The organism is Pseudomonas congelans, from assembly GCF_900103225.1.
Taxonomy (GTDB): Bacteria; Pseudomonadota; Gammaproteobacteria; order Pseudomonadales; family Pseudomonadaceae; genus Aquipseudomonas; species Aquipseudomonas congelans.
Genome location: NZ_FNJH01000014.1, coordinates 1 through 20,132, shown reverse-complemented (window position 1 = coordinate 20,132; position 20,132 = coordinate 1). Strand labels below are relative to the sequence as shown.

Below are 20,132 nucleotides of genomic sequence, written 5' to 3'. Positions count from 1 at the left end.
GTTAGACATTTTGCAGATTGTCAACCGAGCCTGCTCCAGCTTTTAACCCTATATAAATCAATGAATTAGTAGAAATAAAGGTAAGTAGCGACGAATATCTAAACCCCGTTGGCTGGATATTTTTAGACATTCGCGCGCCACGCTGGGCGAGCCTGGCCCCAATAAGCGAACAAGGGATAACGAAGCTGGAATGGTAAGCAAAACCAACGAGCAGGCGCTGGAAGCGAGTATCGAAAAGTACCTGACCGGCACCTGCCTGGAAGAGCAGAATGTGATCCGCGACCGCGCGGCAGAATTGCCCTTCAGCACCCATCACGCTTACCAACTGGGCCGCGCCCAGGACTTTAATGCCCGCTATGCCGTAGATGCTCGCTGTTTATGGCAGTTCCTTGAAGGCCAGCCAGAGCGATGAGCTGGAACGCCTCAAGCAGCGCTACGAGGACTGGGACCTGCGCATTCTGGAGCGCTTCGACCGGATGGCGAAAAAATACGGAGTGCTGCACCTACTAAAGCGCGGCCTGGCCATCGACGATGTGCACCTCAACCTCATGTACCCCGCGCCGTTGGCGAGCAGCTCGGAGCGGAACAAACGCCAGTTCGCGGCGAATCTCTTTAGTAGCACCCGCCAGGTGCGTTACTCCCTGAGCAATACCTTAGAAGAGATCGACCTGGTGCTTTTCATCAACGGGCTGCCCTTCGCCACGCTGGAGCTGAAGAACCCCTGGACCGGCCAGACCGCCCGTTATCACGGGCAGAAGCAGTACAAGCAGGATCGCGACAGTAGCCATTCGAGAAGATCTTCGAGGAAGTGATGCTGATACGCCGCGGTCAGGACCTAGAGCTTTATCGCCTTGTAGCCGGTGATACGGCGCTCAAGTCTTCGTTGCAGCAGAGCATGAGGGGCATGCTGGGCTGAGATATGTGCGAGCTAGGTGCGTTTCAGCATGTCCGGTCCATATGGCTAGTACTCAAAAGTTCTTCGTAGACTGTCCAAAACACATCTAGATTTCAACAGAGTGCCCAGGCATGAATCACGCAAATAAAGCCAAGCCGCCGCAGAGTGCGTGTGCAGTCTGCGGCGGCTCTTTCCTGCAAAGCTTGGGGCTCTGAATCAGCTTTGCCCTTGCTTCGGATCCTCAGCGTGAGCCCAACGATAATCCAGACGCGGCGCGAACACTTTGATCCGACGCTTGATCTTGATCAGAATCGGGTCATGCACCGGCTCCGGATCTTTCAGGAATACGGTCAGCACAGCACTCAGTGCGTACAACCCGGAGAACGCCCAGACCACGCCTTCAATGCCATAACTTTCATTGAAGATCGCAACAACAGCCGGGCCAACCCACGTCGACGCGCCTGCACCCAGGCTCAACACCGACAAGGCAGCCGCTTTGTTGTTCGGTGCCAAAGCAGGTGCAAGCGCCGACAGCGGCACGAAGCACGCCAGGGTCAGGCCGTAGAAGGCGCCGAAGATCGAGGCGATCAGGAAGTCGTTCGGAAACGCCTGTGGCATGAAGAAGAACAGCGGCGTACTGATCGTGCTGCCCACTGCGCCAAACCAGAGGATCGTGTTGCGATAACCGATCTTGGTGCTGATGACGCTGGAGCCCAGGTTGCCGATGATGTTGAACACAAACACGATGGTCAGCAGGCGCAGCCACTCTTCCAGGGTGAAGCCAACGGTTTGCATGAAGAACCCTGGCATGACCACCAGAAAGCCAAACATCGACGAGGTGTTGATGACGCGGACGATACCGGCCAACGACACTTTAGGACGTGTCCACATGATGGTGATGTTCTTAGCCATCGACACCAGCGGGCGCTCGCCTTCCGGCGCCAGTCGCCGCATGCCATGAGCTTCGCGCATCCCGACCAGACCAATCACACCACCGATGACCACCAGGGCGAAAGACAACCAGAAGGTCAGCAACGCGCCAATCAGCGGAATAGCGATGCTCGCCACCAGAGAGCCCAGCATTGGCAGGCCCGCGGCGTAAGCCACCCAGAACCAGCCCACGGCCATGCCCATCTTGCGGGACGGCGTGGAAGCCGCGATCCAGACCAGAAAACCGTAGGCGAAGAGCGGATAACCGAAACCGCGCAAACCATAGGTCAGCAGAATCATGGAATAGCTCAATTCCTGCAGGCCGTAGACCAGGAAGAGCACTTCGAACACGCTCCAGATGATCAACCCCATGAACATCACCCGTTTCGGGCCCCAGATATTGGAGAGCGCGCCGGCGAGCCACGATGAAATACCGACCGTGACGCCATAGATGGTGAAGATCATGGCGACTTCATCGCCGGGCATGCCGCGTTCACTGAGGAAGGGCGAGAGGTATCCGAGTTCTACGCCATCGCCGATCATGAAGATCAACAGGCCGACAAAACCCCAGAACATGGGATAGGGAATACCAACTTTGTCGCAGAATCTAACGAGTGGAGTGTTCGGAGTTGATTGATCGCTCAATTTTCCGGTCCTTTTTGTTGCACGACGTTTGGGCGCGCCGTAGGAATGGCCTCGATGAGGTTGAAAGACAGATTGGATAGCACAGGCATCCGCTTCGGGCAGCGAGCAAAACTGGCTTGATTATTTGACGCGTGGGGTCTGACATTGGAGCAGCTATCGTCGACCCATTAATCTATGTTTTCCTAGATTTTCGAGCCCGAAGCCGACCTTTTATGCCAGATGAAACGATTCATCACAACCGCAAGCCATTTTTTGGGGTGCGACAATATGTCCGGTTGTATTGTCTGAGGGGTTCGGATTTAGGGGGATGAGGTGTTTCGAATTGTGTATGAAAATAAATACATCTTTTTCCTGGGGTTGTGAGAAAGGCGGTGAGCGGTGTGCCAGTGCTGCCGCATCTTGGAAACCGCTCAGGGCGTCGAACATACCGAGGCCTTTGCTGGCATCGGTTGGGGGGGCGAGCATGCGTACCTCGATGCCCGCTTTCAGTTCCTTGTTCGCTTGGGCCATTTGCTGGGCCAACATCTTCTCGCCGATGAAGTGCGGAGCGCACATGACGACCTCATCCAGCACCAAAAGCCAGAAACAACAAAGCCCGCTCAAGGCGGGCTTTCGGAGTTCTTTGTAGACTGTCCACTATCCAAGACACATCTAGATTTCAATATGGTGCCCAGGCGTCGTTTGAACCGGTTAGTAAGAGCCCCGTATTTAAAGGGTTTGTTTGGTGGTGACTCGGTTAGGCATACACGTGGGCATACACGGCGCTACCTTCTGCCGCCAGTGAGGCGAGAGCAAGGGTGATGAATCTGCATCCATCCAGGGTATCCAGTGCTACTCAAATGTTCTGTGCCACTTCTGTAGACCCTCTGTGTTCAACCCAGATTGACAGCTCCTCGATAGCTGCCCCACCTTTGGAAGGTCACGCCTCTGTAACGGAGGGGCAGGTAGTGTCATGATTCGACTGAAATAAACTCCGCAGCCGGGCAAATTTATGACCGATACGCCGCATCATCAGCTTCTTCCTGGGCTGCCAGGTGATGGCCCTCTTCCTCTCCAGTTCAGTGCAACCGGCCAAGGGCAGCATAGTGAGGGGATCGTTATCAGGTTCTTGCCTGAAGGGATGCCTTCTTGGGTGGGAAACTTCCAACCCGGGTTTTGCCGCTTCAACTGCGTGTTGGAAGTGGAATCAACTTTTCATGTGATCGTAGTTGCCGGTGGTCAGGGTTACATCGTGGACGTTCGTAACGGACTGCTCGTAAAGCACTTCGGTGGCGATATTGAGAATTTGATCAGCATCCCAGAGCTGGGTAGCACCCTCGTTTCAAATGGGTTGTGGCTTAGGCTTTTCAAAGGAGAGGCTGAGGTCTGGTGCACTGAGCGTTTGTCTTTAGATGGAATTAGGGATATCCAAGTCTCCCTCGCGGATGGATTCATCACGGGGGAGGGATGGTACTTGGAGGACTCTTGGTACCCGTTCAAAGTTTGTATTTCCTCCGGAGAGGCTACAGGAGGAGCTTTCGAGTCACTTGACGTCAGCTAGTCAGCCTCGCCATTCCCAGAGGATTAACGCCGGGGACCCTGGCGGCATTCGAGGAACACGGGGCATGAAACCCGCGTGGATTTGGTAGCTGCTGATCGGTTGACGTTGGTTGACAGTTGACAGGTTGACGGCAGCAGATCAGTAGCTGAAGGAATGAACATTCGGGTTCACCACCTGATTGGGTGAGTTCACCGGGTTCACCAGTTCACTAAGCTGTGAAAACGTCGGCTACTCAAGATGCGCGGGTTCCCTGCCCCGTATGCAACGGAAGCCCTCAGGGTCCCCCGGCGTATGCCGGATTCCATTCGCTGATGGGGCTCACCTCATAGGGGGGCGGGGGCCAGACCCTTCAAACGCGGTGTAACTGGTGTTTCAGGTGTAACGTTAATTCTTAAGTGTATGAAAAATAAGGATAAAATAGCTATAACACTTCGTCGGGAGTTTCTGTGTATGTGATGTAACAATACGGAACTGTGTAACGCTGCCGTTGCCTCTGTGCCGTACGGGCAACTGTGTACGGTGGCCGCTAACGGCCAAAAGAAACCGCTCGGATGCGTCAACGACATTAGGGCCGATTCAGCTGGAGGGTGGTCACGCTAAGCAATCTGCAGACTCAATCTTCATCTAGGATCTGCTTCAGCGCATACTCTATAGAGCCTCTACTGTTGGCAGATACTAGATCAATCTCTGAAGACAGGGAGCGAAGAAATTTGTATCCGCCTGGTTCATATGCAAGTGTTTCAAAGATCCTTTTAGTGTCAGCTGATCGTGCTGCAGTAGTCGCAATATCAGTGATCCTCCAGTCTGACCTAATAAATGCGGCAATCAAAGCCTGGCGGGCTGTTTTGCATTTATCCCAATCACCGAAGCGGAAAATGCGCGAAATGAGAGACGATGGAATATCGCGCGCTAGCTCAAGGTAGATGACAGGGAATGTGGCCGCTATTAATGGGGATGCGGCTGGAGATTGTTGTTTAAAAAGATATGGTAGTAATTGCGCAGAAGCTTTTTCAAGAGACTGGTAGTGTTTTTGACTTGACTCCCAAAGTAGATCTGCAATCGTCTCGGTTGCCTCTAGAGGCAAGTCTAGAGGGAGTCGCTTTACCAACTGCTCCGCGAGTTCGTTGACTGATCCCAGCAGCCGCTTTCGAGCATCGCCTTTGCAGTGCTTGGTCGCCTCAATATTGCGCTCCACAATCTTTGACGAAACATTTTTGTCCAGGCCAATAGCGAAGAAGCGCGCACCTGATAGCTCAGAAGCTGCCTCATTGAGAAAACTGGCTAGTTTTTTTGCACTGACACTGCTTACGTTTAGTTTCAGCGAGATATCTATTATCCTAAGGGCCCAATCCTGCGCATCTTTCCCGCTGAGATGAGGTCTCAAAGTTAGGATTAACTTGTAAGTCTCATTGGCAGGAAGCTCGATATCTTTAAGAGTCGAACTAAGCAGATTTACATATGCAGCTGAGCTGCAACCCAATATCTTGAAGACCTCCTTTACTAAGGCAGTAGAAGAAAGCATATTATTAAGCTCACTGCGTGAGGCCGAAGAGAGCATCGAATAGAGAAACGCCTGGCGGCGTTCGTCAGAGAGCGTGTCGCCAATTAGCACCCATTCAAGGTCGCTAGGCTTGTGTCCAATAAGCTCCGCAAGAGTTGTATCGACGTACTTGCTAGGCTGGAACGCTGCAACCATATCGCGAACATTCTCTGCTATTCCAAGTCTGCGCGTGTAATCCAAAAGAACTGCGAGAATCTTAGTGTGACGGAACTCATTGGCATCATAAGTGCGTACAATCTGAGATTTGAGTTCGGCCGGCGTGATATCTTCGAAGAGTATTGTTGCAAGAGCTGCATGCGAGTCGGATACAAGCAAAGGTCTCAGACTTTTACACATCTCTCGGGAGAGTTCACGACGGGTGCTTGAAATTGCATGAGCCAACCTAATAGACAGCGAACTGCCTTCCTGCACCATTTTCTTCAGAAGCGAAGGGTTAAAAAGAGAAAGGGAGATGAAGTCCATATCGTTCAGATCAGAAAACTTTGCAGCAATATTTCGATCAAAGAGCGATTCTAAAGTAACGCATATGCTGTGAATCAGCGGATCGAAAACTCCTGAGCCTATGAACGATGTAGCGAACTGGATAGCCAGATCGGGCGAAGCACGTGTAAGTATCTGGGTTGATTCGGAAATTTCATTCCTCACTCCGGATGATATCGGCTCGTTACTGAGCTTTGATGTGAGCGCCTTGAGGTACCGCCATGCGTCCTCTGTAGGAAGCTGAGCGACTGCCATATGTACTGACTTAACCAAGACAGGTTCTAGAGATCGAATAATTTCTGGATTACGCGAGGAACGAGTACTCGCGATATCGAGCAATCCAAGTGCTGCATTCGGCGTGGTGCTGGATTTTTTCTTGAGATCCTCCCACAGTAGGGAGACACGCAGAGCAGACTCCGATCCTCTACCGTCAGAAGATAACTCGCCTATAGAGTCCAACATCTTCAAAGATGGATAAGGCGTAACTAATACACTTTCAACTATAGATTTTGACCACTGATGGCGAGTTGCATCTTTCTTTCGGCCATCAATTCGCCTCCCGATCCAATCCCCGAAACGGGAACGCGCGTCCTTGGGAGCAAAAACCAGATCGAAACTTTGCCGCCCGATTGATCTGGGTGAACGGCAGAATGTAGAGGCTGAAAAATTTCTTCGGAAGCTCGGCCAGAGTGCTGTAACTACTCTGAGCGTAAGTATTTCCGCGTATTCTGAGTCGAAGACAACAATTGGGGCGCGGTCCTCAAGAAATAGTGCTTCGACAAGTTCAATACCCTGTCGTGGGTCAATCTCAGCTAAGGGAGAAGGTGTAGCGTTAATTAATGTGCGCTTCTTTGCGGCATCAAAAGCCCCGGCTTTAGAAACGAGATCAACAACACCGGCAACGTTCTCTAGCTCAATCCATGCAGGCATTGGTACAAAAATGCTTCGCGTCCGCACGCAGCCGGCACGAGGGGCGTCCAGGTCCTGCCATGTTTTAGCAACTACATATTGCGATCCACTCGGGAGTGGATAAAGAGTAATGTAAGGAGCGAAACGCTCATTGGGCCCTAAAGAGCCTGCGATGTCAGAAAGGCGATCAATAAGATCCTGGTCGTCTTTGGGGAGGCGAACGGTGCTGGAGAGCAGTTGATGTCCCTGCCGATACCCATGAAGTTGTTCGTCTAGAGATTCCAAACTTAAACCCCTATAGCCCAAGCGATTGGCAGGGTTATATCGTTTGCTGTCTGGGTCTGATCCGGCTCTTGCACCACTACATATCCATGATCTGTGATAGGTCTGTCGAAGTATGTTGCTTTGAACTCGGTATCATCATTCAGATCTCCACCGACGATCGATGTTCCGAAAATCTTAATGTCCAAACGGTCCTCGCAAGTCAGCCTGCCAGCAAACAGAGGGAACTGGCGCTCCAAATACTTTCTAGGTCCTTCAGCTCTGAGGTCTGGATCGACCCTGTCCCAAGCAGCGATAACAACGGATACCTTCGGAGCACTGCCGTCAGCCTTATTGGAGAGGTACGTACTTAGATATCTCAGCAGTTCACACAATAATACCTGTGTCGGAATAACTTGCTCTTGATTATTGGTAGGCAGTTCAGTTTGCTCATCCGGGTCCTTGTCTGGAGCGGCTTCTTCGTCCTGCTCATCTTCTGAAAATAAGTCGAGGACAGATCGGGCCGTTACCCAGTCTAGAGGCTGTATTGTTTGATCTGAAGCGTGACGAACGAAGAGAACAGCGCCTTCCGACTCTTGCAAGAGTTTCAGCCACTCTGCGGAAATCTCAGATGTAGCGACAGCTTTTGTCCAAAGCTCGCCTGATATGTCAGGAATCATTAGCTTTCGAAGGTCACCGTTTCCAAAACCTGCCCTTACATCAATGGAGAAATCAGCGCGACCTACCTCCAGATTTCTATCTGATCGAGGAGCAAACTCGCCCTTCATTAGATGCTCAAGGGCACTATCTACGTAACGAATATCGTTCGGGGTTTTGTCGGCCCGCAACTCGTCCCTTCTGAGCTGAAATGAAGGCCAGAGACGAGCCAAATAGTTCGTCTTCCCAGAGTCTGGGCCGCCTATTAGAATAATCGACTTTGATTTCACTATAGGCTCCTGAAGCCAGATAATTTTCGTAGCTTGCATCTTTGGTCGTCAGGCCAGAAAGCTGGGCACTCGCGCGCGTGGCTTAATGTGATGTCAAACAAATCAGCGACACCCTCGCCGGGCTTAACTAAGTTATTTCCCGAGAAAGAGGCAATCGGTGAAAGGATCAAGCGGAAGCCTAGAGATGTTGCTTCGGCCTCAATCTGATCAAAAGCAGTTTGCGGAAACTCGCCGATGTCTCTCCAGCTAGGTACGAGTATCAATCTAATGTGAGAGGGTGTGCCGACTTCGGCTAAGCGCGTAATAAGCAGCCTTGTTCGGTGGATAGCATAGTTTCGTGATTTGGCATCTACAAACTCCCGCCCATCTACCATTATCCACATTGCGGTGGCCGATTTTATAAACTCAAACCTTTTTGAGTCGGCCTTATCTATCAGAGACGTTGACCATTCACCAGGTAGGTCAGGCAACAAGATGTTTAACAGGCGCCCATCTGTTGCTCGACGTAGTTTGAAATGAAGAAACCCTGCTTGCCGATCATCTGCGAGTTCAGTCCGCACGGTTAGTTGACGTTGGGATTCAGTGGATGCCCATTGTCGACTACCACGCGAAATTTGCTCAAACGCCATCAGACTACGACTGTCGCCATAGTCGTAACCTCGAAGTGAGCCACGTGATAGTAGCAAGTAAGCGCTTACCAAGCATGCAGTTTTGCCCGAACCTGGTAGCCCGACGATCCCCACCATCGTGGTGGCCTCACTGCACATGAGCTCCTGAGCTTCTTCACGACCAAGAGTCATACTGGAGGGGAGGCGCGGAATCTCCTCTGTAGGCCGTAGAACCGCATCACCAGCCACGCTCCCTTCCTGTGGTCGCTGCCAATCGCCCTCAACTAGTTCTTCGGTTAAGGATGTGGAGTCTTCGAAATCATGTGTTTCCTGGAGATGCGGGCATTCAGACTCCGGGGTTCCTCGGATGCAGCGCCCGGTGATGCTGTACGTGCAGCTATCAAAAGAGCATTTGCGCATACTCAGGCCCCTTTCCGCCTATTTAACTGCAGCACACTCGCCTCCAACAACGCCCGCCCGCCCCAGTCCCTGGTGCTTCTAGCTATCGCTGATCCGAATGCCTTAAGGTCGCCACTCAAAATCGACTTTAAAAGTGGATAGACCTCTCCCGCAGCGATGACGTCGTCCGAGCTTATGGCTGCTTTCAGTTTTTCATTGTCGACCTCGAGCTCACCAACTAGCTCTGCAAGGGTAAAAGATTTCTCATTGGAGATGCCTTGCAAGGCGACATTACGGTGTCCACTTGAAGGGGCGCGTCGTAGCATTAAGCCGCATTCCAACCCTGCATAAACGGCACGATTGGCATCAGAGAGCGACGAGAGAGGCTTCTCTAAGACAGCGCTCCAATCAGAGAGCCGCCACCAGAGGAAATCGATTTCCTCACGGTCGAGCTCAGCATTCTCTCGGAGAGATTTTACAAGTGGCTCAACAGCTGTTTTGAACGCGGTTTTGGCACGAGCATTTGTCGGGGTGGAATCTGGGATCTGCAGAAGTCCAACTTCTGGAACTGCCGCACGAACTCGAGACTCTTCAGCCACCTTGATAACCCGCGCTCGAGATGTGGAAAGGAGCTCATCACGGAGTACCTCGAGTCCTTCCTTCTGTACAGTGCTCTGGAACGAAAGGGCTGACCAGCAAGCGGCGGCGAAGGCGTCGACGGCCCCCCAGCCATCGTCGGCCATTTCATCTTCCCGAACTAGATCCAGGACTGCGACCACCGCAACGACTGTAATCTGAAGGTCGTTTCCTTCACGTACAAACGCATCGCTGCCGGTCTTAACTATCGCTTTTTCGACCGCTTCGGCGAGTTCTTCATCGACCGAACCAGACTCAAACGCTCTAGCAAGAGCAGCAGCGAACTCAATGGCGCGGGAAGCCGGGCTTAATGTTCGAATCCATACCTGAAACTCTGCCACCGCTAGGTTCAACCGCCGTACTTGTTCGTCCTGAGGATCAGGCCAAAAAATGCGTGAGTGTTTAGCCATCAAGCTCATTGGTGCTCCTCAGGGGTCGTTAGTACATCTTCGATAGCATTGGCCAACTCATCGCCAAGGCCTTTTTTTAGAATCCGTGCGAAAAATGCTCGTTCTAGTCCATGGTCCAGCTTGTGTATGTCGTCGGGGAGGTTGGCCATATCGACTAAAATCTTCATACGCTGGGCATCATTTAGATCTCGGAAAAACTTCAAGCGCAGCGTACGGTCTCTCGCGGCAATATCTATTTCCGCTTTGCCGGCCCCCGAAACTGGGTTGACGATTGCATTCACCTTCGATGCAGCGCTAGTGTCAGGCTGATAGTCATCCAAAACGGGAAGAGCAGATTTTCTAAAGTTTGGCGCAGCCAAAATATGAGGTCCCTCATTCCCTTGCAGAAACTCTTCGTCCTTTGAGAATCTTTTGCGGTACCCATCCCATGTTCTTGGATTAATTGTGACTGCTAAACTATCTGTTTTTTGGTCCCAATCAAACTCTAGAATGTTGTATTTGTATGTATATTTTCCGCCTACGTCATCCGGTGCAGTTGCGCCTGCTGCAAGCAGCATTAAGTCACTACCAACTTCTACGGGCATAACTGTCAGCGATGGATAATGCTCATGGCCAGAGATCACCACCCGCGCTCGGTTTTCAATGTATTGTCTGGCTTCGGTTGTATCCATAAACCAATGCAAGGGGTGGTGCATAAGAACCACAACCTCCTCGCCCTCGACTTCTGGAATGATCCGCTGTCGAGCACCTAGTATTAGCTCACCTTTATTATCTTTTCGAGAGCATATTAGTGCAGAGTTCAGGCGAACGAATCTAAGCGTTCTTCCTGGCACTAATTCTACAGCGTAATCTGCAGAGTACTCTCCTCGAGTATCAAGATCACAGCCGTAACCTTCAGCAAAATTACGATATGCCTCAAAGCGAGAGAATAAGGCTTCCCGGTCTTGTTCATCGTCTAAAAAGGCATCTAGCAGAAGGTCGCCCTTTTCACGTATGAGTTGCAGTTTCCAGCCAAGGGCGTGAGTAATCGCATCACGATTAATGTCGTGATTGCCAGGGACTAACTGAATGCTCTCATCATCACAGCCTACGCATTCAGCAAGCTTATCCAGCCAAGCTCCTGCTTCTGCGTACTGTTCTTCCTGTGCGGAGTAGGCAATATCACCAGTGACGATAATGCCTGACGCTTTTGCCCCCCTTGCTTTTAACTCGGCGTGTGCGTCCTTTATAAGCTGGTCTTTTGCATCTGTATTGGTGGCTAGCGCACCACCATCTTTCTCTTGTCCGAAGTGGATATCTGACAGATGAATGAAAATAGCCGACACAAACGTTCCTCCGCTGAACATCTAAATCGCATACAGCAGTAAATAGCGTAAACCAACGACTGCACTGAGGTGAACAGTATCATGAAAGGGACATAGTGCCACTATTCGCGTGTGCAACCACCTCCACGGTACCGGCTGGCCTTTCACTTTCTGTGGTTGCGGGCGGAAACAAAGCCGGCGAGTCACCCGCGGCCTTGATCATCGACCGCCCAAATCAGGGCGAGGTGAGCAACACCTTGACCTTGTCGGTTATAGCGGCCTTGTCGACCTAGCCAATGATATCAGCCCTGGCGGCAACCCTGGCCACCATGTCGGCATCGCCGGCCACGCTCCGCAGCGGCTGGCCCTTGGCGCTGAACATCAGGCCGAACCGGGTTCTACCCCATTTGAACGTCTGCTCTTGGCCGAGAGCAGACTGTGACTAATAGGTAGAGAGCCGCGCATCCTATGGAACATTATCTTGATGCGATGGGCTAGAAATACTGTGTATTTCCAGTAAAGCGCCTACACCAAAAAGGGCCCGTCTGGGCCCTTTTTCAGGTGAAGCGGCTTTATTTCTTCAGCCATACCCCGACGACATCAGCGCCGTGTTGTTCACTGCTTTCATCCGTTAGTTCCTCCAGTTGGCTCACGAGTGCAGACTGTTGAGGTGTCTAGATATTGTTGAGCTGAAGCAGATCCTGCGCGCCGTAGTTGCGCGCTCGGCCGGATAGTTCATGCCACGTCCAGTTCCCGACGGTTTCGCCTTCCTGCGGAACCGCCAGTTTCAACAGGCTCACTTGATCAAGGCCGAGCAGGTTGTAATTTGCCCACAGCCTTCCGCCCACATCGAAGAGTGCCCTAGCGGCCTCGTTCCATTTCTCTTCCAGCACTGTTTGAGAAAGCCACAGGGCGTCGCGCTCTATCCCCTTATGCTTTTCCTGAGCTTCGGCGATGTATCGATCCACGGTGAGCAGCTCCTGCTCCAGCGCGGATATGATCAGGCCTTGTCGGCGATCATGTTCGGCAGCGGTTGCCAGGTTTTTTGCGGCTTTTTGCGCATCGGCGTTGGCGGTCTTTTCGCCTTCGGTGTCGCCCCATGCGACGGCCTGTGCATACGCAGTCGCGGCGTTCGTTTCGGCCTGCCGGGCTTTGGCCATGTCCTCTACTGCCTGTTGTTTGATCTGTTCAAGACGGGTGCTGAGGCTCTGACGTTTTTCATTCAGCTCCTGCTCATCGGCTTTCCAGGTGTTCATGGCCTCGATGTAACCCGCCATCAGGGAATGGCTGTTGATAAGGGGCTCGCGGCGATTGATCTTCTTATCTAACAGGTCCGCATTGTGCCTGCGCGAGTCGACGATGCGCGGATCGCACATGCTGATCTCACCAACCATTAGGAGGCTGTCGGAATGCTCACGGATGATGGATGCCGACATATCTTGAGAATTGCTAAAGCCAAAAACAAAAAAGCCCGCACAAGGCGGGCTTTCGGAGTTCTTCGTAGACTGTCCAAAACTCAAGACATATCCAGACTGCAAAATATGGTGCACCAGGCGGGATTCGAACCCACGACCCCTGCCTTCGGAGGGCAGTACTCTATCCAGCTGAGCTACTGGTGCGACGCGGGCGCCATGATACTCACATGGGTACGGGGCGTCCAGTTGCGGGCGGTGTGCGACACAAATCACCCGGCGACAGCCTTTCATCACCCCACACCATCTGTCGTCCATAAAGGAACAGACCTACGCTACCGGCACAACGGCCTGGTGGTGCATGATGCTCCCCATACCACTCCGTCAGTTCGTGCTCACCGAGGGCCTCTTATCAATCAGTTCAAGAGCATCGAGCGCAGCCCGTGCCGCGTTCTTATTACCGGGGCCAGTATCGCGGGTTGTGCCGCGGCCTGGTGGCTGACGCAGCGTGATTGCGATGTCACGGTTGTCGAGCAGGCACCTGCCTTTCGTGATGGCGGGCAGAATGTGGATGTGCGGGGCGCGGCCCGGGAGGTCTTGCGCCTGATGGGGCTTGAGCAGGCGGTGAAGGAGCTCAACACCGGCGAGACGGGGCTTGCGTGGGTCGATGAGGATAACCGCACGGCGGCGCGCATCGATCTGGCTGGTCTGGACGGGGACGGCCCGACGGCTGAGCTTGAGGTGTTGCGCGGTGATCTTGCGCGTCTGCTGTATGAGGCGTCGTCTGCTGATGCGTTCTATCGCTTTGCTGATCGTATCGTCTCGGTCGAGCACGATGCGGAGGGCGTGTCGGTCACGTTCGAGGGCGGTGGCGAGGAGCGTTTTGATCTGTTGATCATTGCCGAAGGTGTCGGCTCGCGCACGCGGGAGCTGGTGTTCCCCGGCGAGAACCAGCCACGTCGGATGGACCTGGCCAGCGCCTTCTTTACGGTGCCTCGTGCGCCGACCGATAGCCAGACGGCGCGCTGGTATAACGCGGTGGGCGGGCGCAGTGCGGGCGTTCGTCCGGACAATCGCGGTACGACGCGTGCGTTCTTTAATGTGCACGGCCGAAGCCACCTGACGGTTGGCAACAGTGTTGCCGAGCAGAAGGCGTTTCTTCGGGCGTCGTTTGCAGGCGCCGGTTGGGAGGTGCCTCGTCTGCTGGCGGGGATGGAGGCTGCGGAGGATTTCTGGTTCGATGACTTGCGTCAGGTGAAGATCGATCGCTGGTCGAATGGCCCGGTGGTACTGCTCGGCGATGCGGCGTGGTGTGTCACGCCGCTGGGTGGGGTCGGTGCTTCGTTGTCGCTGATTGGCGCGTATGTGCTGGCGGGCGAACTCACCAAGACCGATACGATTGCAGAGGCGCTTGCCTCGTACGAATATGTCCTGCGCCCTGTGGTGAAAAAGTCGCAGAGCGTGCCGAAACTTGTCCCGCGTCTGGTCCATCCTCGCAGTCAGACCGGGGTGAAGATCCTGCGCGCCGTGCAGCGGTTGGTGGCAACGCCCTTTATCAGCAAGCGTGCTGCCAGGGCGCTGACTCCGGCGGTGCAGTCTTTCACGCTTCCGGATTATCGATAGCGCTACAGACGTGGGTTAATGCCTGCGCCACAGGGAGAATAAAAAATGGAATCGCTACAACAGTGGCTCAGCTTCGCGATGATCGCTTTGTTCGTCACCCTCACACCGGGGCCAGCGGTGATCATGGCGCTGTCGAACTCAATCACCCACGGCCCGGCGAGGGCGATGGTCGGTTCGCTCGGCAACGCCTTGGGCTTGATCGTGGTTGCCACGGCGGTGACGGCCGGGCTGGGCGCGGTTCTGGTAGCGTCCGCCAGCGCCTTTCTGGTGCTGAAAATCGCAGGCGCGGGGTATCTGGTTTATCTGGGGATCAAGCAGTGGCGTAGCGCGCGCAGTGCATTTGATGCGCTGGCCAACGTGCCCAAGGCGGTGTCCACAGGCAGCCTGTTTATCAAAGGCATCTCGGTGGCGCTGACCAACCCCAAGGCGATCCTGTTTTTCATCGCGTTTCTGCCGCAGTTCATCCAGCCCGGCACCTTTCAGGTGGAGCAGACGGGGGTGTTGATCGTGACCTTCGCCGGCTGCTCTGTGGTTGCTCACGTCTTTTATGTGCTGCTGGCACAGACGCTCAAGCGCCACCTCAATTCAGCCCGCAGGCGCCAGAACGTCAATCGGGTGTTTGGCGTGTCGTTCATTGGTCTGGGGTTGAGCCTGTTTACCTTGAAGGGCAGGGCAGCCTGACTCTACTGCAGCGGGAAAATCCCTCCGCAGCTGAGCTCGACGCTGATCGAAAAACCACACACCTGCCTGCGCCCGTTCTTTTTTTCGAACGGGCTATTGTCCTTTCCCCCCGCAATGCCTAGGATTCGTTTGAGATTTCAAACGCTCTTGTTCGGTCTTCCTGCCTTCATGCGTTGCGCAGCGCTGGAACCCGATGGAATGTTTTCCTGACGATGGCTTCCAACTGGGGTGCATCGATATCAATTGTTCGCGTCGCCTGTCGGGCGATGCTGTTTAGGAGGCCGACATGCAGCTCAAAGATTCCACACTGTTCCGCCAGCAAGCCTACATCAACGGCCAATGGCTGGACGCGGACGGTGGTCAGTCGATCAAGGTCAACAACCCTGCCAACAACGAGATCCTCGGCACGGTGCCAAAAATGGGCGCAGCCGAGACGCGTCGGGCGATTGAGGCGGCTGACAAGGCGCTGCCGGCCTGGCGTGCGCTGACCGCCAAGGAGCGTGGCAACAAGCTGCGCCGCTGGTTCGAGCTGATGATCGAGAACCAGGACGACCTGGGTCTGCTGATGACGCTGGAACAGGGCAAGCCGTTGGCCGAAGCCAAGGGCGAGATCACCTACGCCGCGTCGTTCATCGAGTGGTTCGCCGAAGAAGCCAAGCGCGTCTATGGCGATGTGATTCCTGGTCACCAGCCGGACAAGCGCCTGATCGTGCTCAAGCAGCCGATTGGTGTGACGGCGGCGATCACCCCGTGGAACTTCCCGGCAGCGATGATCACCCGCAAGGCCGGTCCTGCACTGGCGGCGGGCTGCACCATGGTGCTCAAGCCTGCGTCGCAAACGCCGTTCTCGGCACTGGCTCTGGCTGAACTGGCCGAGCGTGCGGGTATCCCGGCGGGCGTGTTCAGTGTGGTGACCGGCAGCGCAGGCGATATCGGTGCCGAGCTGACCGGCAACCCGATCGTGCGCAAACTGTCCTTCACCGGCTCGACCGATATTGGTCGTCAGCTGATGGCTGAGTGCGCCAAGGACATCAAGAAGGTGTCGCTGGAGCTGGGCGGTAACGCGCCTTTCATCGTGTTCGACGATGCCGACCTCGACAAGGCGGTCGAAGGCGCGATGATCTCCAAGTACCGCAACAACGGCCAGACCTGCGTGTGCGCCAACCGCATCTACGTGCAGGACGCGGTGTATGACGCGTTCGCCGAGAAGCTCAAGGCCGCAGTCGGCAAGCTGAAGATCGGTAACGGCCTGGAAGAAGGCGTCACCACCGGTCCGTTGATTGACGACAAGGCGGTGGCCAAGGTCAAGGAACACATTGCCGACGCCGTCAGCAAGGGTGCAACCGTGCTGACCGGTGGCAACAGCCTGGAAGGCTCGTTCTTCGAGCCGACCATTCTGGTCAACGTGTCGAAAGACGCCGCCGTGGCCCGGGAAGAAACTTTTGGTCCGCTGGCCCCGCTGTTCCGCTTCAAGGACGAGGCCGAAGTGATCGCAATGGCCAACGACACCGAGTTCGGTCTGGCGTCGTACTTCTACGCGCAGAACATGAGCCGCGTGTTCCGTGTCGCCGAGGCGCTGGAATATGGCATGGTGGGTATCAACACCGGCCTGATCTCCAACGAGCTGGCACCGTTCGGCGGTATCAAGTCGTCCGGCCTGGGCCGTGAAGGCTCCAAGTACGGCATCGAAGATTATCTGGAAATCAAATACCTCTGCCTGTCGGTCTGACCGACACTTGGGTATTGCAGCCGATGGCGCGCGAGAGCGACGTGTCATCGGCTTTTGTTGCACCGCAGTTTCCTGGTGGCCTGAAGGCTGCAGCAGTCGATCATCGTATGCTGCCGCAGTTGATCCGGTCCGCTTGATCCTTGACCCACGCCGACCGATGAGCGGCGAATGAGGAATACATGAGCAAGACTAACGAATCCCTGATGCAACGCCGCCATGCAGCCGTCCCGCGTGGCGTTGGTCAGATCCACCCGATCTTCGCTGCTTCGGCGAAGAACGCGACCGTTACCGACGTGGAAGGTCGTGAATTCATCGACTTCGCGGGCGGTATTGCCGTTCTCAACACCGGTCACCTGCACCCGAAGATCATCGCTGCCGTGCAAGAACAGCTGACCAAGCTGAGCCACACCTGCTTCCAGGTACTGGCCTACGAGCCTTACGTCGAGCTGTGCGAAAAAATCAACGCCAAAGTGCCAGGCGATTTCGACAAGAAAACCCTGCTGGTGACCACTGGTTCCGAAGCAGTAGAAAACGCCGTGAAGATCGCCCGTGCTGCGACGGGCCGTGCGGGCGTTATCGCCTTCACCGGCGCCTACCACGGCCGCACCATGATGACCCTGGGCCTGACCGGCAAGGTTGTGCCGTACTCGGCCGGCATGGGTTTGATGCCGGGCGGAATCTTCCGCGCGCTGTACCCGTGCGAACTGCATGGCGTGAGCGTTGACGATTCCATCGCCAGCATCGAGCGCATCTTCAAGAATGACGCCGAGCCCAAGGACATCGCCGCAATCATCATCGAACCCGTGCAGGGCGAGGGTGGTTTCTACGTGGCACCGAAGGCCTTCATGCTGCGTCTGCGCGAGCTGTGCGACAAGCACGGCATTCTGCTGATCGCTGACGAAGTACAGACCGGCGCTGGCCGTACCGGCACGTTCTTCGCGATGGAGCAGATGGGCGTTGCGGCCGACCTGACCACCTTCGCCAAGTCCATCGCAGGCGGCTTCCCGCTGGCGGGCGTGTGCGGCAAGGCTGAATACATGGACGCCATCGCACCCGGCGGTCTGGGCGGCACGTATGCCGGTAGCCCGGTGGCCTGCGCGGCGGCGCTGGCGGTGCTGGACATCTTCGAAGAAGAGCACCTGCTGGAGCGCTGCAAGGCAGTTGGCGAGCGTCTGGTGACCTCGCTCAAGGCGATGCAGGCCAAGTACCCGGTTATCGGTGAAGTGCGTGCGTTGGGTGCGATGATCGCTGTCGAGCTGTTCGAAGACGGCGATTCGCACAAGCCTAACGCCGCTGCAGTGGCTCAGGTGGTTGCCAAGGCGCGTGACAAGGGTCTGATTCTGCTGTCCTGCGGTACTTACGGCAACGTGTTGCGCGTGCTGGTGCCGTTGACCGCCGAAGACGAATTGCTGAATCGCGGCCTGGCCATTCTCGACGAATGCTTTGCTGAAATCGCGTGAAAAGTGTGAAGTCATGAATTGATTAATTTATGACCAAACAGACAAAAAAAGCCCGTTTCGACGGGTTTTTTTTGCTTTGGAGCAGGGTATTTCGCTGTTTTGGGTATATCCGGACGTTTGCATTGGCTAAGGTGATCGCATTGACATCGGAGAGTCATGATGACCGCTGTAGTTTTGCCCACCGTTCCTCGCGTACTGATAGCCGAGTCTGATCCGTGGGTTCGCGAGACGCTCAGCGACCTGGTGCTGGGCGTGCGTGCGGATATCGAGCTGGAGATGTGCACCGATGGCAAACAGGCCGTCGAGTGGATGAAAAAACACCTGCCGGACCTGATCATCGCCGCCCGCGAGCTGCCGGGGATCGACGGCCTGAGCCTGCTGCGGGGCGTGCGCAATCTGCGTCGTCAGCCCGGCATCCCGTTCATTCTGATCAGCAATCGCAATGACAGCGCCAGCGTACGCGAGGTCGTGCCGCTGGCTCCGACTGCCTACCTGACCAAACCACTGAACACCGAAGGACTGCGCCAGCGCCTTGAAGGCCTGTTGCTGGAACACAGTGCCCCGGTTGCAGGTGCGGTGCCCGCGCTGACGCCGGGTCTGACCCTGACCAAGTTTCTCGACAAACGCCGTGACATAGCCGATGGCGCGCCGCTGTTCGTGGATGTCGCCACGGCGGTGAAGCTCAGCCAGACCGCCAGTGGCATCGACGTCACCTTGCTGGAGCAGGAGCTGCGCAACGACCCGCACATCACCGCTGTTTTGATCGCAGCCGCCAACACGGCGGCGCAACACCTGGGCAAGCCGATCCAGACCATGGGCGGGGCGCTGGCCATTCTCGGGCCGGTGCAGGGCGCCAATATCGCGTCTGGCCTGGCCAAAAAGCGTATGGCGGTGCTGACCAACGACGCGTTGCTGGCCAAGGCCCATGAACTCTGGACCCTGTCGCAACGCACGGCTGATTACGCACGCATTCTGGGCAGCATGCTGGAGCTGGATGCGGAGCGCTGTTTCTGTGCCGGACTGTTGCAGTCGCTGGGCGACCTGGCGGTATTGGGTTGCCTGCAGGAGTGGCTGCTGGCTGGCGGCCAGCTGGATGAGCAGGTGATCGGGCAGTTTCTGGAACAGTATTCCGCGGCCTTCGGTTCTGCTCTGCGCACCCGCTGGCGTTTGCCGCTGGAACTGCGTGAGCTGATCGCTGCGGTGTATCAGTACAACACCGGCATCTACACACGCGAAGTGCTGGCAATGAATCTGGCGGGGCAGATGGCGCGCCTGGGCGAGGAAGAAAGTGTCACCACGCTGATCAAGACCAAATCGGCCAAGCTGTTGAAGCTGAGCGTGGGTGACTTGCAGCGCCTGCGCAAGAAGCTGACCGGGGTGACGGATCCGAGTTTGCTGAGGCCGCTGCCTACCGAGCCTGAAGCTGCTGTTCAGGCGGCAGAAGAGGAAGACGAGCCCGACTTGCTCGACCTGGCACCTGAGGCACCTGCTGAAGAGCCTGCTGCGATAGAGGATTCGGACGGCGCTGTTCAGGGTTCGCCCGAAAAGTAAAAGCCCACCGACGCCTTCGCGAGCAAGCTCGCTCCCACAAGGTACCGCATACTCCTGTAGGAGCGAACTTGTTCGCGAAGGCTATCTTCCAAACGCAGCCAATGCATTGAATGTACCGCCCTCTTCGCGGACAAGTCCGCTCCTACAGGGC

Annotated in this window: 15 protein-coding genes, 1 tRNA gene and 1 pseudogene; 8 read left to right on the top strand and 9 right to left on the bottom strand. The window is 55.2% G+C overall.

Translation table 11 applies throughout. From position 1 onward, the window contains the following. The first annotated feature begins 190 nt into the window (after window positions 1–190). Both BLR20_RS28205 and BLR20_RS28200 read left to right on the top strand, forming a co-directional pair. The gene (locus tag BLR20_RS28205) at window positions 191–412 is read left to right on the top strand and encodes a hypothetical protein (RefSeq protein ID WP_032613473.1); all 222 of its coding nucleotides are present in this window, start codon (window positions 191–193) and stop codon (window positions 410–412) included. Next, a complete protein-coding gene (locus BLR20_RS28200; RefSeq protein ID WP_046270774.1) occupies window positions 390–812 on the top strand; it encodes a type I restriction endonuclease in 423 nt (140 codons plus the stop codon). The genes BLR20_RS28205 and BLR20_RS28200 overlap by 23 nt, the downstream gene beginning before the upstream one ends. 299 nt (window positions 813–1,111) lie before the next feature. Here BLR20_RS28200 and BLR20_RS25840 read toward each other — a convergent pair whose 3' ends face one another. Then, window positions 1,112–2,470 (bottom strand): MFS transporter, encoded by a 1,359-nt coding sequence (locus BLR20_RS25840; RefSeq protein WP_054992722.1) that lies wholly within the window; start codon window positions 2,468–2,470, stop codon window positions 1,112–1,114. Between the two features lie 381 nt (window positions 2,471–2,851). Continuing rightward, a pseudogene (locus tag BLR20_RS28585) lies at window positions 2,852–3,049 on the bottom strand (hypothetical protein); the annotation flags it as partial. 412 nt (window positions 3,050–3,461) lie between these two features. On the opposite strand from BLR20_RS28585, the gene BLR20_RS25830 reads away from it, so the two are divergent. Further along, a complete protein-coding gene (locus BLR20_RS25830; protein ID WP_054992720.1) occupies window positions 3,462–4,010 on the top strand; it encodes a hypothetical protein in 549 nt (182 codons plus the stop codon). A gap of 613 nt (window positions 4,011–4,623) precedes the next feature. Here the strand turns inward: BLR20_RS25830 and BLR20_RS27670 are convergent. From BLR20_RS27670 to BLR20_RS25790, 7 genes are all read right to left on the bottom strand, one after another. After that, a complete protein-coding gene (locus tag BLR20_RS27670; RefSeq protein ID WP_074595101.1) occupies window positions 4,624–7,245 on the bottom strand; it encodes a GAP1-N1 domain-containing protein in 2,622 nt (873 codons plus the stop codon). A 2-nt stretch (window positions 7,246–7,247) separates the two neighbouring features. Then, the gene (locus BLR20_RS25820) at window positions 7,248–8,168 is read right to left on the bottom strand and encodes a TRAFAC clade GTPase domain-containing protein (protein ID WP_054992718.1); all 921 of its coding nucleotides are present in this window, start codon (window positions 8,166–8,168) and stop codon (window positions 7,248–7,250) included. Next, complete coding sequence (locus BLR20_RS28580) at window positions 8,168–8,914, bottom strand: TRAFAC clade GTPase domain-containing protein (RefSeq protein WP_412778615.1); 747 nt, start codon at window positions 8,912–8,914, stop codon at window positions 8,168–8,170. Before BLR20_RS28580 ends, BLR20_RS25820 begins: the two co-directional genes overlap by 1 nt. Window positions 8,915–9,198: 284 nt before the next feature. After that, complete coding sequence (locus BLR20_RS25810) at window positions 9,199–10,230, bottom strand: GTPase-associated system all-helical protein GASH (RefSeq protein WP_054992716.1); 1,032 nt, start codon at window positions 10,228–10,230, stop codon at window positions 9,199–9,201. Further along, on the bottom strand, window positions 10,227–11,546 hold the full coding sequence (locus tag BLR20_RS25805; RefSeq protein ID WP_074595109.1) for a metallophosphoesterase: 1,320 nt from the start codon (window positions 11,544–11,546) through the stop codon (window positions 10,227–10,229). Before BLR20_RS25805 ends, BLR20_RS25810 begins: the two co-directional genes overlap by 4 nt. A 653-nt stretch (window positions 11,547–12,199) precedes the next feature. After that, entirely contained in the window at window positions 12,200–13,045 is an 846-nt protein-coding gene (locus BLR20_RS26665) for a chromosome segregation protein SMC (RefSeq protein ID WP_162235637.1), read from the bottom strand. Between the two features lie 22 nt (window positions 13,046–13,067). Then, window positions 13,068–13,144: transfer RNA gene (locus BLR20_RS25790), tRNA-Arg, on the bottom strand. A 147-nt stretch (window positions 13,145–13,291) separates the two neighbouring features. Here BLR20_RS25790 and BLR20_RS25785 point away from each other — a divergent pair. From BLR20_RS25785 to BLR20_RS25765, 5 genes are all read left to right on the top strand, one after another. Continuing rightward, a complete protein-coding gene (locus BLR20_RS25785) occupies window positions 13,292–14,560 on the top strand; it encodes an FAD-dependent monooxygenase (RefSeq protein WP_054992714.1) in 1,269 nt (422 codons plus the stop codon). A gap of 45 nt (window positions 14,561–14,605) precedes the next feature. Next, window positions 14,606–15,241: a LysE family translocator gene (locus tag BLR20_RS25780; RefSeq protein WP_054992713.1), complete on the top strand. Its 636-nt coding sequence runs from the start codon at window positions 14,606–14,608 to the stop codon at window positions 15,239–15,241. 286 nt (window positions 15,242–15,527) lie between these two features. Beyond that, window positions 15,528–16,970, top strand: a complete 1,443-nt coding sequence (gabD, locus tag BLR20_RS25775) for an NADP-dependent succinate-semialdehyde dehydrogenase (protein WP_003367662.1) — start codon at window positions 15,528–15,530, stop codon at window positions 16,968–16,970. 179 nt (window positions 16,971–17,149) lie between these two features. After that, a complete protein-coding gene (gene gabT / locus BLR20_RS25770) occupies window positions 17,150–18,430 on the top strand; it encodes a 4-aminobutyrate--2-oxoglutarate transaminase (RefSeq protein ID WP_003435131.1) in 1,281 nt (426 codons plus the stop codon). Between the two features lie 156 nt (window positions 18,431–18,586). Further along, entirely contained in the window at window positions 18,587–19,981 is a 1,395-nt protein-coding gene (locus BLR20_RS25765; protein WP_054992712.1) for a response regulator, read from the top strand. Window positions 19,982–20,132 lie beyond the last annotated feature (151 nt).

Bases quoted from the DNA above. Each gene is read 5' to 3' on its own strand.
- BLR20_RS28205 (WP_032613473.1), top strand. From the start codon at position 191: ATGGTAAGCAAAACCAACGAGCAGGCGCTGGAAGCGAGTATCGAAAAG.
- BLR20_RS25830 (WP_054992720.1), top strand. From the start codon at position 3,462: ATGACCGATACGCCGCATCATCAGCTTCTTCCTGGGCTGCCAGGTGAT.
- BLR20_RS28580 (WP_412778615.1), bottom strand. From the start codon at position 8,914: ATGGTGGGGATCGTCGGGCTACCAGGTTCGGGCAAAACTGCATGCTTG.
- BLR20_RS25810 (WP_054992716.1), bottom strand. From the start codon at position 10,230: ATGAGCTTGATGGCTAAACACTCACGCATTTTTTGGCCTGATCCTCAG.
- BLR20_RS25780 (WP_054992713.1), top strand. From the start codon at position 14,606: ATGGAATCGCTACAACAGTGGCTCAGCTTCGCGATGATCGCTTTGTTC.
- gabD (WP_003367662.1), top strand. From the start codon at position 15,528: ATGCAGCTCAAAGATTCCACACTGTTCCGCCAGCAAGCCTACATCAAC.
- gabT (WP_003435131.1), top strand. From the start codon at position 17,150: ATGAGCAAGACTAACGAATCCCTGATGCAACGCCGCCATGCAGCCGTC.
- BLR20_RS25765 (WP_054992712.1), top strand. From the start codon at position 18,587: ATGATGACCGCTGTAGTTTTGCCCACCGTTCCTCGCGTACTGATAGCC.